Here is a 14473-nt window from a genome sequence, read left to right on the forward strand (position 1 = left end):
GGAGCTGCCCGGCCTTTCGGCTTTTCATGCCCGCGGCCAGGGGCCGCGGGGTGGCCTCACTGGGCCTGGCGGTAGCGGGCCGGGTAGAGGTTCTTGAGCAGCTCGTGGCTGGTGTCGTCGGCGGCGATGTTGCCGGTGCGCACGGCCTCGGCCAGCTCGGCGCGGACCTGCTCGCGGGTCTTGAGCACGGCCACCGTGCGGGCCGGGAAGCGGGCGGGCTGGACCTCATGGGCCTTGGCCAGGGTGTCGAAGTCGACCACCAAGTTGCCGGTGCGGGCGGCCTCGGCCAGCTCGGCGCGCACCTGGTCGCGGGACTTGGCGATCACGGGTTCGTCGGCGGCGTAGCGCTCGGGGTGGACCTCGCGCAGCAGCCGGCCGGTGTCGTCCAGGGCGGGCATCTGGCCGGTGCGCAGGGCCTCGGCCAGCTCGGCGCGCACTTGCGCGCGGGTCTTGGGGGTGGGGGTGTCGTGGGTGTCGGTGGCCAGGGCGGCGCCGGAGAAGGCGGTGCCCAGGGCGAGGACCAGGGCGGAGACGGTACGGGCGGTGTTCATGAGGTTTCCTTTCGATCGTTGTCAGCCAGGCAGAGGGGCTGGTGAACCGGGGGTTCGTTCCAGTCCGCCTGGAACCTGCGTCGAAGAGGCGTCGGCTTGCAGTCGTGTGTCAGGCGTCTCGTCGATGGGATGAACTGTAAATTTCCATTCCCGCTAGAAAAACCAGCCCGCCAGCAATTGGCTATTGCTGAAAACGAAACAAACCGGGGCTTGAAAACCGTGCCCCCTTAAGGGGGCCGGCTGTCCGGTTCACAGCCGGGTGATGGCCACCCCTTTGAACTGCCCGGCGACGGGAGCTTCCAGCCCGGCCACCGCGGGTGCGCCTGGCATGGCAAAGCGATCGGGCCAGGCACGGTGCAGCAGCTCGGCCTCGCGGCGGCGGGCCAGGGTCAGGGCCGCCAGCTTGACGTGGCCGAAGCCGCGCACGCTCAAGGGCAAGGCGGCGATCTGCCGGGCCAGGCCCAGGGTGCGGGCGTCGGGCGCGGGGCCCAGGTCGGTCAGCAGTTGCGCCACACGGGCTTCAAACTGCGAGATGAGTTCTCGCTCGGTGCGTCGCTCCTCCGTATGGCCGAAGGGGTCCAGCCAGTGGCCGCGCAGGCCCCGGGCCGCCGCCATCACGCGCAGCGCCGGGCGCAGCCAGCGGCCGGAGAAGGTCCACTTGCGGGGCGGCCGCCCGTCGCGTGGGCGGGACAGCAGCGGTGGCGCCAGATGGAAGTGCAGCGTCAGGTCCCCTTCGAACTGCCGGGCCAGTGCCGCATCGAAGTCCGGGTCGCTGTAGAGCCGGGCCACCTCGTATTCATCCTTGTAGCTCATCAGCCGCAGCAGGCTGCGGGCCACGGTATGGGTGAAAGGCAAGGCAGTGGCCTCGCCGGTGGGTGGCGTGCCGTGTGTGGGGGCGTTCCAGGCGGCTTCATGGGCTTGCACCTGGGCCACGGTGGCTTGCCAGCGCGCTGCCCAGGCCGGGTTTTGCCAGGCGCTCAGCAGGGCTTGGCCACGCGCGAGCAGGGCGGGCAGAGGTTCGTCTTCGGGGCGGGCCGGCGTCCCCAGGCGCTCGTCGGCCAAGCGGCGCAGGGCCATGGGGTCGGCTGCGGCCAGCCGGCCCAGGGCCAGGGCCTGGCGGTTGGCGGCCACGGCCACGCCGTTGAGTTCGATGGCGCGGTGCAGCGCGGCCAGGCCCACGGGCACCAGCCCGCGTTGCCAGGCCCAGCCCAGCGCCACGATGTTGGCGGCCTGGGTGTCGCCCAGAAAGGTCTCGGCCAGGGCGTGGGCGTCAAAGGTTTCGACCTGCGCCTCGCCGGCGGCAAAGTGCATCTTGGCCAGCAACTGCGGGGCCTGGATCTCGGCGTCGGGGCGGGAGAGCACTTCGGCCACCGGCGTCTCGTGCACATTGGCCAGGATGCGGGTGCGGCCGTGGCGCACGGTCTGCAGTGCGTCGGGCGAGGCGCCCACCACCAGGTCGCAGGCCAGCAAGGCGTCGGCCTGCTGGGTGTCGATGCGCACCTGGTGCAGTTAGCCCGCCCACTCGGCCAGGCGTACAAAGCTCAGCACGGCGCCGCCCTTCTGCGCAAAGCCCATGAAGTCCAGCACGCTGGCGGCGCGCCCTTCCAGGTGGGCGGCCATGGTGATGAGGGCGCCCACCGTCACCACACCGGTGCCACCCACGCCAGTGACCAGCAAGTCCCAGGGGCCGCGCCAGTCATGCGTGGGCGGCATGGCCAGGGCGGCCACGGCCGCCTGAAAAGCTGCAGCACGGCCAGGTGCCGCCCCAGCGGCTGCGCCACCGGTGGCCGGGCCCAGCACGCCCACCGGGCGGCGCAGGCGCCCGCCGGTCACGCTGACAAAGCTGGGGCAGAAGCCGTCGCTGCAGCGGTAGTCCTTGTTGCAGGCGGTCTGGTCCACCCGGCGCTTGCGGCCGGCCACGGTTTCCAGCGGCTGCACGGCCACGCAGTTGCTTTGCGCGGTGCAGTCGCCGCAGCCTTCGCACACCGGGTCATGGATGTAGAGGCGGCGCTCGGGATCGGCCAGCTGGCCCTTTTTGCGGCGGCGGCGCTTCTCTGCGGCGCAGGTCTGCTCGTAGATCAGCACCGTCACGCCGGGCAGCTCGCGCAGTTCGCGCTGCACGGCGTCCAGCGCGCTCCGGTCATGGAAGGTGGTGCCGGCCGGAAAGCGCCCGCGCTGACCGTCGTACTGCTCAATGGCGTCGCTGAGGACGGCGATGCGGCGCACGCCCTCGGCCTCCACCTGGCGGGCGATCGCGTCCACGCTTTGCGGGCCGTCCACCGGTTGGCCGCCGGTCATGGCCACCGCGTCGTTGAACAGGATCTTGTAGGTCAGCGTGGCCCGGGCCGCCACGGCCTGGCGGATGGCCAGCAGGCCCGAGTGGTAGTAGGTGCCGTCGCCCAGGTTCTGGAACACATGCGGCGTGCGGGTGAAGGCGGCATGGGAGATCCAGTCCACGCCCTCGCCGCCCATCTGGATCAGGCCGGCGGTGCTGCGCTCCATCCAGTTGGCCATGAAGTGGCAGCCGATGCCGGCGCGCGCGGTGCTGCCCTCAGGCACCTTGGTGCTGGTGTTATGCGGGCAGCCGGCGCAGAACCAGGGCTGGCGCTTGACCGCATCGGCGCTGTTGTGCAGCAGCTCGGGCAGCGTGAAGTCACGCACATGCTGCAGATGCTCATCGAAGGTGGTGTGGTCGGGGAAGTGGCGGTGCAGCCAGTGCGCCACCACCTCGATCAGGCGTGAGGGCCGCAGCTCACCCAGGGCCGAGATGAGCGGCTGGCCGTGCAGGTCGGTCTTGCCCACCAGGGCCGGGCGTTGCCCCTCGGGCGCGTTGTAGAAGAGCTGGCGCAGCTGGGCTTCCACCAGGCCCGCCTTCTCCTCCACCACCAGCACCTCCTGCAGGCCCTGGGCAAAGGCCTGCACGCCGGTGGTCTCCAGCGGCCAGGCCAGGCCCACCTTGTAGAGGCGCACCCCGGCGTCTTCCAGCATGGCCGGGGTGATGCCCAGGCGGCGCAGCACCTCCATCAGGTCATGGTGGGCCTTGCCGCAGGTGAGCAGGCCCACCCGCGCCTGCGGGCTGGGGATGAGCAGGCGGTCCAGCCGGTGCACACGGGCGAAGGCGGCCACAGCGGCGTGCTTGTCGGCCAGCCGGGATTCGATGCGCAGCGAGGGCAGGTCGGGCCAACGGTAGTGCAGGCCGTCGGCCGGTGGCTGGTGGCCGGTGGCGGCCCGCACCGCGGCGGCGGTGGCCACCGGGTCGGCCCAGGCGGCGGTGCGCTCGGCCAGGGCGTCCAGGTCCAGTGTGGTGGCGCTTTCCACCACCTCAGAAAGGGCGGCCAGCCCCACCCAGCAGCCGCTGTAGCGCGACAGGGCGTAGCCATACAGCCCGTACTCGACGATCTCGCCCACGTCCGCCGGTTGCAGCACCGGCAGGCCCCAGGCGCTGAACACGCCGTCGCTCTGGTGCGGCATGGACGAGGACACGCAACCGTGGTCATCGCCCGCCACCACCAGCACGCCGCCGTGGGGCGAGCTGCCATAGGCGTTGCCGTGCTTGAGCGCATCGCCCGCGCGGTCCACGCCCGGGCCTTTGCCGTACCACAGGCCGAACACGCCCTGCACCGTGCGCTCGGGGTCGCTCTCCACCCGCTGGGTGCCCAGCACCTGGGTGGCGGCCAGCTCCTCGTTGATGGCCGGCTGGAAGCGGATGCCGGCGGCCGCAAAGCGCTCGCCCGCGCGCCACACCGCGCTGTCGACCATGCCCAGCGGCGAGCCGCGGTAGCCGCTCAGGAAGCCCCGGGTGTCCAGCCCGGCGGCGGCATCGCGTGCGCGCTGCATCAGCAGGATGCGCAGCAGCGCCTGAGTGCCGGTGAGGAACACGGTGCCTTCGGTGGCCCACAGGCTGTCGCTGAGTTGGTAGTCCGGACGGCGCAGGGTGTCGGGGGCCAGGGCGGGCGTTGGGGTCAGGTCGGCGGCGTTCATGCGACCGGATTCTTCGGGGCCCTGGGGAAAACAGGCATCTTGTCTGGCCCCCGCCCCGGCTCCAATGGAGAAGGAAATTCTCGGAACATGCCATGGATGAGAACAAATCGGTTTCTCTGGACCGCTACAGCCTGAAGATCCTGCGCGAGCTGCAGCGCGATGCCCGCCAGACGGTGCAGCAGCTGGCCGAGGCCGTGGGCCTGTCGGCCACCCCCTGCTGGAAGCGCATCAAGGACATGGAGGCCGCCGGCGTCATCACCGGCTACAGCGCCCTGGTCAACCGCGAGCGGGTGGGCCTGGGCCTGGCGGTGGTGGTGGAGGTGAACCTCTCCCAGCACACCGAGGAGCTGGTGCAGCGGTTTGAGCAGACCGTGCGCGACTGCCCGCAGATCGTGCGCTGCCTGTCCACCACCGGTCAGGCCGACTACATCCTCACCGTGCTGGTGGAGAGCGTGCCGGCCTATGAGCGCTTCCTGCACGGCACGCTGTTCCGCCTGCCCGGTGTCACCCATGTGCGCTCCTCCATCGTGCTCAAGGAGGTGAAGGCGGCGGTGGCCCTGCCCATGGGCGACGGCGGCGGCTGAGGCCGCTGCCCGGCCGGTGCACCCGCCGGCAGGCACTCAACTCGGCTGGCCGGCGGCCGATAGACGACCGACGAACCCTGGTCTCGTCTGGAGTGTGCCCATGTCCCGTCGTCTGCTGCGCCGTCCCCCACCTGTCGCCCCGCGTGCGGCCGTGGCCCCTGCCCTGTCCCCGGCCGCGCGCCTGGGCGTGGGCTCTCTGTCCCTGGTGGTCGTGGCCACCGCCTTGGCACTGGCACCCGGCACGGCGCGGGCGGACACGGTGACCGTGCAGCGGCTGGATCCTCAGCCCTTTGCCAACGTCAGCCTGCGCCTGTTTGGTCGCAGCTACAGCGACCTGGCCGGGGAGCTCACCCTCACCTCCGGCCAGTCCAGCTTCGCGGCGTACTGCATCGAGCTGACCCAGCCCGCCTACCTCGGCAGCCGCGCCAACTACAGCGTCAGCACGGTGTCCTCCAGCGCGCTCTCACGCCTGTTCACCGTGGCGGGGCTGGACAGCGGCCACATGAGCACGGACCGGGTGGATACCGCCGCTGAGATGGTGGCCCTGCAACTGGCGGTCTGGGAGACGGTCTACGACGGCCTGGGTGGTTCGCTGGCCAGCGGCAACTTCAGTGTGGCGGGCGTGTCCTCGTCCTACGCCACGGCCTGGACGCTGGCCCAGGGCTATCTGCAGGCCGCCTACCAGCTCACCGACACCAGCCTTTATGCCGGCAGCACCCTGCTGCGCTATGCCAACCCCAGCCTGCAGGACTTTGTCGCCTACACCCCGGCGCCGCCCCAAGTCACCCCGGTCTCCGTGGTGCCGGAGCCCCAGACCGCGCTGATGCTGGGGGCTGGCCTGGCCACCGTGGCCCTGGTGGGCTGGCGTCGGCGCCGCCAGCCCTGGGTCCAGGGCGAGCGGACCTGAGCGCGGGCGGGTGCAGTCCCGGCGGGTCAGTCCGTGGCCGATCGGCTGCGGCGCACCGCGTCACCCGCGGCCAGGTAGGCAAACACCAGGCCCGGGCCCAGGGTGATGCCAGGGGCCGGATACACGCCGCCCATGATGGACTGCATGTCATTGCCCACGGCGTACAGCCCCGGGATGGGCTGGCCGGCGGCGTCCAGTGTGCGGGCGCTGGCGTCGGTGCGCAGGCCCATGGCGGCGCCGATGTCGCCGGGGTGCAGGCGCACGGCGTAGAACGGTGGCTGCTCAATGGGCCCCAGGCTGGGATTGGGGCCGGGCCACCCGGCATCGCCGTTGGCGCGCTGGTAGAGCGTGGTGCCGCGGCCAAAGTCCGGGTCCACGCCGTCGGCGGCGTAGCGCTTGAGCTGGTTCAAGGTGCCTTGCAGCGTCGCGGCTGGCAGCTGGAGCCGGGCGGCCAGATCGGCCACGCTGGCACCGCGGGTCACATAACCATCGGCCAGTGCCGAGGCCAGGCCCATGCCCTTGGGCCGCACCATGCCCAGCCCGTACTTGGCCATGCCCTGCGCGTCGGTGATCAGCCAGGTGGGTTCGCCGGGGGGCTGCGGGTGGGCGGCCAGCATCGCCAGCCCGAACAGGTGGTACGAGGTGGACTCGTTGAGGAAGCGTTCGCCACGCGCATTGACCGTGACCATATGCGGCTTGGCGCGGTCAAACACAAAGTGCGGAAACACCGCCACGCTGCCGTCTGCGCGGGTGCGGCGGGACACCGGCGCCCAGAAGCAAGGGCTCAAGGGCTGGTCCGTGGCTGCCTGCCGGGCATCCGCCTGCAAGGCCACTGGGCCGCTGGCGCCCCAGGTGGCGCCGGCAGCCTCTGCCAGGTCCAGCGCGGAGCCCCGGTGGCCAGGGCCGCCCGGACACCAGTCGTCGGGGGTGCCCAGCAGCGCGGCACGGCGCTGCGGGTGGCGGTTGAAGCCGCCGCTGGCCAGGATCACGCCGCCCTTGACGCGCAGGCGCCGGGTCACGGGGGTGCCGGTCTGGGGGCAGGTGCTGGAGAGCGTCAGGCCATCGACCACGCCGTGCGCATTGCGGTGCAGCGCGCGGGCCTCGGTGCCGGTCAGCACGGTCACGCCGCGCTCCTTGCACGACAGCAGCAGCCGGCCAATCAAGGCGTTGCCCATCAGCAGCCGGGTGCCACGCGGGTGGCGGAGCCGGTCGGTCAGGTGGCGCAGCAGGAGCCTCGCCACGTGGGTAGCGGAGGTCCAGGAGCGGTGCCAGCCCAGCAGGTGGGGGATGTCATCGCGGTCGGCCATCATGCCGCCCAGCACCATGAATTCGGGGATGGGCGGGCGCACCAGGCCGAAATGCGCGCCCAGCCGCCGGCCGTCAAACGGCAAGGGCTCCAGCGCGCGCCCGCAGGAGGTGGCGCCCGGCAGCTCGGAGAGGTAATCGGGGTGGAAGGGGCGGATGCGGTACTTCAGGTGCGAGTGGTCGCTGATCTTGGCCACGGCCGCCGCGCCATGCTGCAGAAAGGCCTGGCGCAGGGCCCGGTCGGCCCGTGCGCCCACCGCATGGTCCAGGAACGTCTCGGCCTCGGCCAGGGTGTCCTGCGGGTTCACCTCGGGCGCCAGCCGGGTGCCGGGCACCCAGGTGGTGCCGGCCGAGGTGGCCGTGGTGCCGCCCACGTACGCGGTGGACTCCACCAGCAGCACCCTCGCGCCGTCGATGGCGGCGTACACCGCGGCCGACATGCCGGCGCCGCCGGCGCCCAGCACCACCACGTCAAAGGTCTGGTCGTCGGCCAGCGCGGCCAGTGGGGGGTTCAGGAGCGGCGGGTGCACAAAAGTGGATTGTGATTTGGTATTGGAATAATATTCCACTTTTTCAGCCCGGTACAGGCCTGAGAGAACAGAGGCCTGCCCTGCGCCCACCCCATGCGCCGGCAACCGCGCGCCGGGCCGGAGTGCCCGCCGCCCCAAAACGCCGAAAGGCCGGGAGCTGCCCGGCCTTTCGGCTTTTCATGCCCGCGGCCAGGGGCCGCGGGGTGGCCTCACTGGGCCTGGCGGTAGCGGGCCGGGTAGAGGTTCTTGAGCAGCTCGTGGCTGGTGTCGTCGGCGGCGATGTTGCCGGTGCGCACGGCCTCGGCCAGCTCGGCGCGGACCTGCTCGCGGGTCTTGAGCACGGCCACCGTGCGGGCCGGGAAGCGGGCGGGCTGGACCTCATGGGCCTTGGCCAGGGTGTCGAAGTCGACCACCAAGTTGCCGGTGCGGGCGGCCTCGGCCAGCTCGGCGCGCACCTGGTCGCGGGACTTGGCGATCACGGGTTCGTCGGCGGCGTAGCGCTCGGGGTGGACCTCGCGCAGCAGCCGGCCGGTGTCGTCCAGGGCGGGCATCTGGCCGGTGCGCAGGGCCTCGGCCAGCTCGGCGCGCACTTGCGCGCGGGTCTTGGGGGTGGGGGTGTCGTGGGTGTCGGTGGCCAGGGCGGCGCCGGAGAAGGCGGTGCCCAGGGCGAGGACCAGGGCGGAGACGGTACGGGCGGTGTTCATGAGGTTTCCTTTCGATCGTTGTCAGCCAGGCAGAGGGGCTGGTGAACCGGGGGTTCGTTCCAGTCCGCCTGGAACCTGCGTCGAAGAGGCGTCGGCTTGCAGTCGTGTGTCAGGCGTCTCGTCGATGGGATGAACTGTAAATTTCCATTCCCGCTAAAAAAACCAGCCCGCCAGCAATTGGCTATTGCTGAAAACGAAACAAAAGGCCCGCAGCCCCCCCTTTCCAAGGGGCAGGCCCAGCACGGTCCGCCACCGCGGACAGCCCCGCGAAGGGGCCCGGACCCTCCGGTCCGACCTCAGTCGGCCGTGATGCGCCCGACTTCGATCACCTTTTTCCAGCGGGCGAACTCGCGGGCCTGGAAGGCGGTGAACTGCTCAGGCGTGTTGCCCACGATCTCAAAGCCCAGGTCCAGCAGACGCTGGCGGATGGCCGGCTCATGCAGCGTGGCCACCACCGCCTCGCGCACCTTGTGGCGGATGTCGGTGGGCAGTCCCTTGGGCGCGGCGAAGGCCTGCCAGGAGTAGACCGTCAGCTCCTTGTGGCCCAGCTCGGCCAGCGTGGGCACGTCCGGCAGCAGCGGCGAGCGTTGCGCGCTGGTGATGGCCAGGGCGCGCAGCTTGCCCCCCTTGATGTGGGGCAGGCCGGTGTTGAGGTTCATGAACGAGGCGTCCACCACACCGCCGATCAAGTCGCTCACGGCCGGGGCGCCGCCCTTGTAGGGCACATGCACCGCCTGCGTGCCAGTCTCCTGCCAGAACAGTTCGGCTGTGAGGTGATCGGAGGTGCCGTTGCCGGCCGAGGCGAAGGTGAGCTGGGCTGGCTGGGCCTTGAGGGCCTGCAGCAGGTCGGCCAGGGTCTTGTGCGGCGAGCCGGCCGGCACCGCCAGCACATTGGGCGCCTGCACCGCGATGGTGATGTAGTCGAAGTCCTTGAGCGGGTCGTAGCCGGTGTTGCGCATCAGGTGCGGGCCGATCACGAAGGGCCCCAGCGAGGACACGAACAGGGTCTGTCCATCGGGCGCCGCCCGTTTGGCCAGGGCGGCGCCCAGGGTGCCGCCGGCGCCGGCCTTGTTGTCGACGATGAAGGTGCCGCCCAGCTTCTCCTGCAGGCGGGCGCCCACCGTGCGGGCGATCATGTCGGTGGAGCCGCCTGGCGGGAAGGGCACCAGCAGCGTCACCGGCTTGTGGGGCCAAGCCTGCGCCAGGGCGCCGGCGCCCAAGGTCAGGCCCAGCGCCAGGGTGGTCAACAGTCGTTTCATGGTCTTGTCTCCGTCTAAGGGGCGGCCTTCAGGCCGTCTGGGGATGGCGGCCTGCGGGCCGCCGGGTCAGGTCCGGGCGCGGGGGCGCCGGCGTCTCGGTACTCCGGGCATCAGGCGCGCCGGCCGAACTCGGCGGTGGTGCGGGTCCAATGGCGGGCTTGATCGCTCAGGCTCAGGCCCAGGCCAGGGCGGGTGGGCACCACCATGCGGCCGTCGCGGATCTCCAGCCGCTCGTTGAACAACGGCTCCAGCCAGTCAAAGTGCTCCACCCAGGTCTCGCTGGGGTAGGCCGCACCCAGGTGCACATGCAGCTCCATCGCAAAGTGCGGCGCCAGCATCAGGCCGGCGGCCTCGGCCTGGGCGGCAATCTTCAGGAAGGGCGTGATGCCGCCCACGCGCGGCGCATCGGGCATCAGGTAGTCGGCGGCGCGGTGGCGGATCAGGTCGCTGTGCTCCATCGCGCTGGTCAGCATCTCGCCGGTGGCGATAGGGGTGACGGTCTGGCGTGCCAGCTCGGCGTGGCCCTCGTGGTCGTAGGCGTCCAGCGGCTCTTCAATCCAGACCAGGTTGAAGTCTTCCAAGCGGCGGCACATGCGCTGCGCGGTGGGGCGGTCCCACTGTTGGTTGGCGTCCACCATCAGCGGCACGGCGTCACCCAGGTGGCGGCGCACCGCGGCCACGCGCTCCAGATCTTTGGCGCGGTCGGGCTGGCCCACCTTGAGCTTGATGCCGCCAATGCCGCGCGCCACCGACTTCTCGGCGTTCACCAGCAGTTGCTCCAGCGGCGTGTGCAGAAAGCCGCCCGAGGTGTTGTAGCAGGCCACGGTGTCGCGGTGCGTGCCCAGCAGCTTGGCCAGCGAGAGGCCGGCTCGGCGCGCCTTCAAGTCATAGAGCGCCACGTCAAAGGCGCCGATGGCTTGGGTGGACAGGCCGCTGCGCCCCACCGAGGCACCGGCCCAGCACAGCTTGGTCCAAAGGCGGGCGATGTCGCTGGGGTCTTCGTCCAGCAGGGCGGGGGCCACCTCGCGGGCATGTTCAAACTGCCCCGGTCCGCCCGCGCGCTTGGCGTAGCTGAAGCCCAGGCCCTCGCTGCCATCGGCGGCCTGCATTTCGACAAACAGCATGGCCACTTCGGTCATGGGCTTCTGGCGGCCGGTGAGCACCTTGGCGTCACTGATCGGCATGGGCAGGGGCAGGCCCACCAGGGACAGGCGCATCCAGACGATGCGGTCAGGACTGTGTTGACTCATGATGGTAACGTTGTCATTTTGAGGTGAAGAAAGGCGCCGCGCAGCGACAGGACGGGTTGGCCGATTTCTGCCATTGCTTTGGTGCGCTGCGCGGCGAAGCCGGGCGCCAGCGCCTTGTAAAATGGTAACGTTGTCATTTTGGTGCGTCAACGGGGCTGCTCCGCAGGCTGCGCCTCAGCGCGGACAATCTGTGCCCATGTCCAGCCCCACCCCGCCTTCCAAGTCTGTCACCCTGCACGATGTGGCCCAGGCCGCCGGCGTGTCGCTCATCACCGCCTCCCGGGCGCTGGGCAACCCGCAGCTGGTGTCCGAGCGCACGCGGGCCAAGGTGGCGCAGGCGGTGCAGGCCACGGGATACGTGCCCAACCTGCTGGCTGGCGGGCTCAAGTCGCGCCGCAGCATGGCGGTGGGTGCGCTGGTCCCCTTTGTGGCGGTGCCGCAGTTCCTGCCTATGGTGCAGGTGCTCACCGAGCAGCTCGATGCGGCGGGCTATCAGCTCATCCTGGGCCAGACCGGCTATGACCACGCCCGCGAGGCCGCGCTGCTGGACACCTTCATGGGCCGGCGGGTGGATGGCATGGTGGTGGCGGGCCTGCTGGCGGCCACCCCGGCCCTGGAGCGGCTGCGACGCAGCGGCATTCCGGTGGTGGAGACCTGGGACCTCACCGAGCGGCCGGTGGACATGCTGGCTGGCTTTTCGCACGGTGCCGTGGGCAGCGCGGTGGCGGGTTACTTTTTGGCTCGGGGCTGGCGCGAGGTGGCCGTGGCCAGCGGCGACGATGAGCGCGCCGCGCGCCGCCTGGCGGGCTTTGAGGCGGCCATGGGCCGCAAGGTGCCCACCGCCTTGGTGAAGGCGCCCAGCAACCTGGCCCTGGGCCGGGCGGCCCTGGCCGACCTGCTGGCCCGCGGGCCGGTGCCGCGTGCGGTGTTCTGCAGCTCAGACGGGCTGGCCCAGGGTGTGCTGACCGAGGCCCTGGCGCGCGGCCTGCGTGTGCCGCAAGACCTGGCCGTGGTGGGTTTTGGTGGGGCTGACTTTGCCGCCCACCTTGAGCCCGGCCTGACCACCGTGCAGATCGACGCCACCGCCATCGGCCGCCATGCCGCCAGCCTGCTGCTGGCGCGCTGCCGTGGTGAGCCGGTGGCCCAGCCGGTGGTGGACGTGGGCTTCACCATCGTGGAGCGGGCGTCCACGGCGGGCTGATCATCCGCCGGACCGGTCCGGCCTTCAGTGCCCGAACAGAGGCACCAGCGGGCCGCTCAGGGCCCACAGCCATGCGCTCAGGCTGAAGAACGAGGCGACGGTGGTCACCAGCAGCGCCGCGGCGCAGAAGCCGTCGTGGCCGTACTTCTGGGCCAGCACCGGGTAGATGCTCATCATGGGCATGGCGGCCAGGGCCACCATGGCGTGGCGCAGCGGCAGGTCGGCCGGGGCCCACCACCACACCAGCAGCCCCACCATCAGCGGGTGCAGCAGCAGCTTGCCGCTGCTCACCGCCACGATGCCGGCCCCCAGCCCGCGCCAGGGCAGGCCCGCCAGCGAGCCCCCGATCACCAGCAGCGCCACGCCCGCCGACGCATTGGCCAACAGGTCGATGGTGCGCGAGATCATGGGCGGCAGCACCGGCTGGCCGCTGGTGTTGAAGGCGCCGCACAGGCCACCGGCCAGGATGGCCAGCACCAGCGGGTTGGTGGCCAGCGGGCGCAGGCTGCGGCCCAGGCCGCGCAGCGTGCCCCCAAAGCTGCCGCTGGCGGTGCCGCGGTGGTCGGCCATGGCCAGCGCCAGGGGCAGCATCACCAGGTTCTCCACCACCATGGTCATGGCCACGGCGGGGCCGGCTTGCGGGCCCAGCCACTGCAGCAGCACCGGCGTGCCCACAAAGCCGCTGTTGGAGAACGACATGCCCATGCCCACCATCACCGGCCAGGCGGCCACCTCGCCGCGGGCCGGCGCCGTACCGCGGCGGGCCCACCACCAACCCACCAGCAGGGCCAGGGCCGAGCCGGTGGCGTAGGCCAGCAGCAGGCGCGGGCTCAGTGCCTCGGCCAGCGGGCGATTGGCCAAGGTGCGGAAGAGCAACGCCGGCAGTGCCAGTCGCACCACAAACTGGCCCAGCACCCGCATGTCAGCGCGGGCAAACCATCCCCGGCTCACGCTCAGCCAGCCCAGGGCGATGAGCAGGTAGATGGGGGCAGTGATGGCGAGGATGTGGAGCATGGTCGGGTGGCGCCCGTGAAAAGTTGCGCATGTTCGCCGCAATCCATGCTTTGGACCAGTGGCCTGTGCAGGGCTGCAAAGTCGGGCTGCACGTCTGGCAAGGCAGCGCGTATGCTCCCGCCTGCGATGAACCAGCCAGTACAAAAGACCGCCGCCCGTCGCGGCCGGCCCCCCCGCGTGGAGGTCTCGGCCGACGGCGAGAGCCGCACCAACGATCCCGAGCGCACCATGGCCGACATCCTGGAGGTGGCCACCGCCGAGTTCGCCGCCAAGGGGCTGGCCGGCGCGCGCATCGACGAGATCGCCGCCGCCACGCGCACCAGCAAGCGGATGATCTACTACTACTTCGAGAGCAAGGAGAAGCTCTACATCCGGGTGCTGGAGCAGGCTTACCAGCGCATCCGCCGCATCGAGACCGAGCTCCACCTCGAAGACCTGCCGCCCGAGGCGGCGCTGCGCACCCTGGTGGGCTTCACGGTGGACTACCAGCGCAGCAACCCCGACTTCATCCGGCTGGTGATGAACGAGAACATCCACCACGGTGAATACCTGGCGCAGTCGCAGGCCATCCAGGCCCTGAACGTGCCGGCCATCACCACGCTGGAGCAGGTCTACCGCCGCGGGGTGGTGGACGGCGTCTTCCGCGCCGGCCTGGATCCGGTGGACCTGCACCAGTCCATCTCGGCGCTGTCGGTCTTCAACGTGTCCAACCACGCCACCTTCTCGCTGATCTTCAAGCGCGACCTGGACTCGGCCGCCGCGGTGGCCGCGCGGCGCGAGAGCATCGTCGAAATGGTCGTGCGCTTCGTGCGTCGCTGACGTTCTGGCGGCGGTGCCGCCCACCGTCAAGGGTTTTCCCTCAATAAAAAACGAACCAGTTCGTACATTATTCGGTTCGGCGCTGGACTGATCCAGCGCAAACCGTCCGCTCCGGTCTTGCAGACCGGGTGGTGACGGCGTCCGGCAGGCCCGGAGGGTGCGGGCCTGGGACCCATGGAGACTTCAATGGACAAGCTTCTCAAACGCTACTGCCAGGCCCTGGAATGGGCGCTGGTGGGGTTGCTGGCGGTGATGGTGGTGCTGGTGTTTGGCAACGTGGTGCTGCGCTACGCGTTCAACTCGGGCATCACGGTGAGCGAGGAGCTCTCGCGCTGGGCCTTTGTGTGGCTGACCTTCCTGGGGGCCAT

The 14473-nt window shown here is 70.7% G+C and carries 11 protein-coding genes and 1 pseudogene; 5 read left to right on the forward strand and 7 right to left on the reverse strand.

Translation table 11 applies throughout. The features are described 5' to 3' along the window. Positions 1 to 56: 56 nt before the first annotated feature. Both G3A44_RS20710 and G3A44_RS20715 read right to left on the reverse strand, forming a co-directional pair. Complete coding sequence (locus G3A44_RS20710; protein WP_163459655.1) at positions 57 to 551, reverse strand: DUF4148 domain-containing protein; 495 nt, start codon at positions 549 to 551, stop codon at positions 57 to 59. Positions 552 to 800: 249 nt separating this feature from the next. Beyond that, positions 801 to 4532: pseudogene (locus tag G3A44_RS20715) on the reverse strand (indolepyruvate ferredoxin oxidoreductase family protein). A gap of 92 nt (positions 4533 to 4624) precedes the next feature. On the opposite strand from G3A44_RS20715, the gene G3A44_RS20720 reads away from it, so the two are divergent. Then, positions 4625 to 5116, forward strand: coding sequence for an Lrp/AsnC family transcriptional regulator (locus tag G3A44_RS20720; RefSeq protein ID WP_163459656.1), 492 nt, complete (start codon positions 4625 to 4627; stop codon positions 5114 to 5116). A gap of 100 nt (positions 5117 to 5216) precedes the next feature. After that, a complete protein-coding gene (locus G3A44_RS20725) occupies positions 5217 to 6023 on the forward strand; it encodes a PEP-CTERM sorting domain-containing protein (RefSeq protein ID WP_163459657.1) in 807 nt (268 codons plus the stop codon). A gap of 26 nt (positions 6024 to 6049) precedes the next feature. On the opposite strand, the gene G3A44_RS20730 is transcribed toward G3A44_RS20725, so the two are convergent. From G3A44_RS20730 to G3A44_RS20745, 4 genes are all read right to left on the reverse strand, one after another. Continuing rightward, complete coding sequence (locus G3A44_RS20730; protein WP_310734427.1) at positions 6050 to 7858, reverse strand: FAD-dependent oxidoreductase; 1809 nt, start codon at positions 7856 to 7858, stop codon at positions 6050 to 6052. A 209-nt stretch (positions 7859 to 8067) separates the two neighbouring features. After that, on the reverse strand, positions 8068 to 8562 hold the full coding sequence (locus G3A44_RS20735; RefSeq protein WP_163459655.1) for a DUF4148 domain-containing protein: 495 nt from the start codon (positions 8560 to 8562) through the stop codon (positions 8068 to 8070). A 296-nt stretch (positions 8563 to 8858) separates the two neighbouring features. After that, positions 8859 to 9821 carry a Bug family tripartite tricarboxylate transporter substrate binding protein gene (locus G3A44_RS20740; protein ID WP_163459658.1) on the reverse strand — a complete coding sequence of 321 codons (963 nt, stop codon included), beginning with the start codon at positions 9819 to 9821 and terminating at the stop codon, positions 8859 to 8861. A 110-nt stretch (positions 9822 to 9931) separates the two neighbouring features. Then, positions 9932 to 11071, reverse strand: a complete 1140-nt coding sequence (locus G3A44_RS20745) for an L-talarate/galactarate dehydratase (protein WP_163459659.1) — start codon at positions 11069 to 11071, stop codon at positions 9932 to 9934. Between the two features lie 196 nt (positions 11072 to 11267). Here G3A44_RS20745 and G3A44_RS20750 point away from each other — a divergent pair, with 196 nt between their 5' ends. Continuing rightward, positions 11268 to 12272, forward strand: a complete 1005-nt coding sequence (locus tag G3A44_RS20750) for a LacI family DNA-binding transcriptional regulator (protein WP_163459660.1) — start codon at positions 11268 to 11270, stop codon at positions 12270 to 12272. A gap of 24 nt (positions 12273 to 12296) precedes the next feature. On the opposite strand, the gene G3A44_RS20755 is transcribed toward G3A44_RS20750, so the two are convergent. Further along, positions 12297 to 13286 (reverse strand): AEC family transporter, encoded by a 990-nt coding sequence (locus tag G3A44_RS20755; protein WP_163459661.1) that lies wholly within the window; start codon positions 13284 to 13286, stop codon positions 12297 to 12299. A gap of 126 nt (positions 13287 to 13412) precedes the next feature. Here G3A44_RS20755 and G3A44_RS20760 point away from each other — a divergent pair, with 126 nt between their 5' ends. After that, on the forward strand, positions 13413 to 14105 hold the full coding sequence (locus G3A44_RS20760; RefSeq protein WP_203561509.1) for a TetR/AcrR family transcriptional regulator: 693 nt from the start codon (positions 13413 to 13415) through the stop codon (positions 14103 to 14105). Positions 14106 to 14291: 186 nt separating this feature from the next. Beyond that, positions 14292 to 14473 (forward strand): TRAP transporter small permease (locus G3A44_RS20765; RefSeq protein ID WP_163459101.1); only part of this gene is annotated, 182 nt, incomplete at its 3' end.

This window comes from Ideonella livida (assembly GCF_010499455.1).
Classification (GTDB): domain Bacteria; phylum Pseudomonadota; class Gammaproteobacteria; order Burkholderiales; family Burkholderiaceae_C; genus Ideonella; species Ideonella livida.

What these genes read in the sequence shown, in the direction of transcription:
- G3A44_RS20710 (WP_163459655.1), bottom strand. Translation starts at nt 551, where the DNA reads ATGAACACCGCCCGTACCGTCTCCGCCCTGGTCCTCGCCCTGGGCACC.
- G3A44_RS20720 (WP_163459656.1), top strand. Translation starts at nt 4,625, where the DNA reads ATGGATGAGAACAAATCGGTTTCTCTGGACCGCTACAGCCTGAAGATC.
- G3A44_RS20725 (WP_163459657.1), top strand. Translation starts at nt 5,217, where the DNA reads ATGTCCCGTCGTCTGCTGCGCCGTCCCCCACCTGTCGCCCCGCGTGCG.
- G3A44_RS20735 (WP_163459655.1), bottom strand. Translation starts at nt 8,562, where the DNA reads ATGAACACCGCCCGTACCGTCTCCGCCCTGGTCCTCGCCCTGGGCACC.
- G3A44_RS20740 (WP_163459658.1), bottom strand. Translation starts at nt 9,821, where the DNA reads ATGAAACGACTGTTGACCACCCTGGCGCTGGGCCTGACCTTGGGCGCC.
- G3A44_RS20745 (WP_163459659.1), bottom strand. Translation starts at nt 11,071, where the DNA reads ATGAGTCAACACAGTCCTGACCGCATCGTCTGGATGCGCCTGTCCCTG.
- G3A44_RS20750 (WP_163459660.1), top strand. Translation starts at nt 11,268, where the DNA reads ATGTCCAGCCCCACCCCGCCTTCCAAGTCTGTCACCCTGCACGATGTG.
- G3A44_RS20755 (WP_163459661.1), bottom strand. Translation starts at nt 13,286, where the DNA reads ATGCTCCACATCCTCGCCATCACTGCCCCCATCTACCTGCTCATCGCC.
- G3A44_RS20760 (WP_203561509.1), top strand. Translation starts at nt 13,413, where the DNA reads ATGAACCAGCCAGTACAAAAGACCGCCGCCCGTCGCGGCCGGCCCCCC.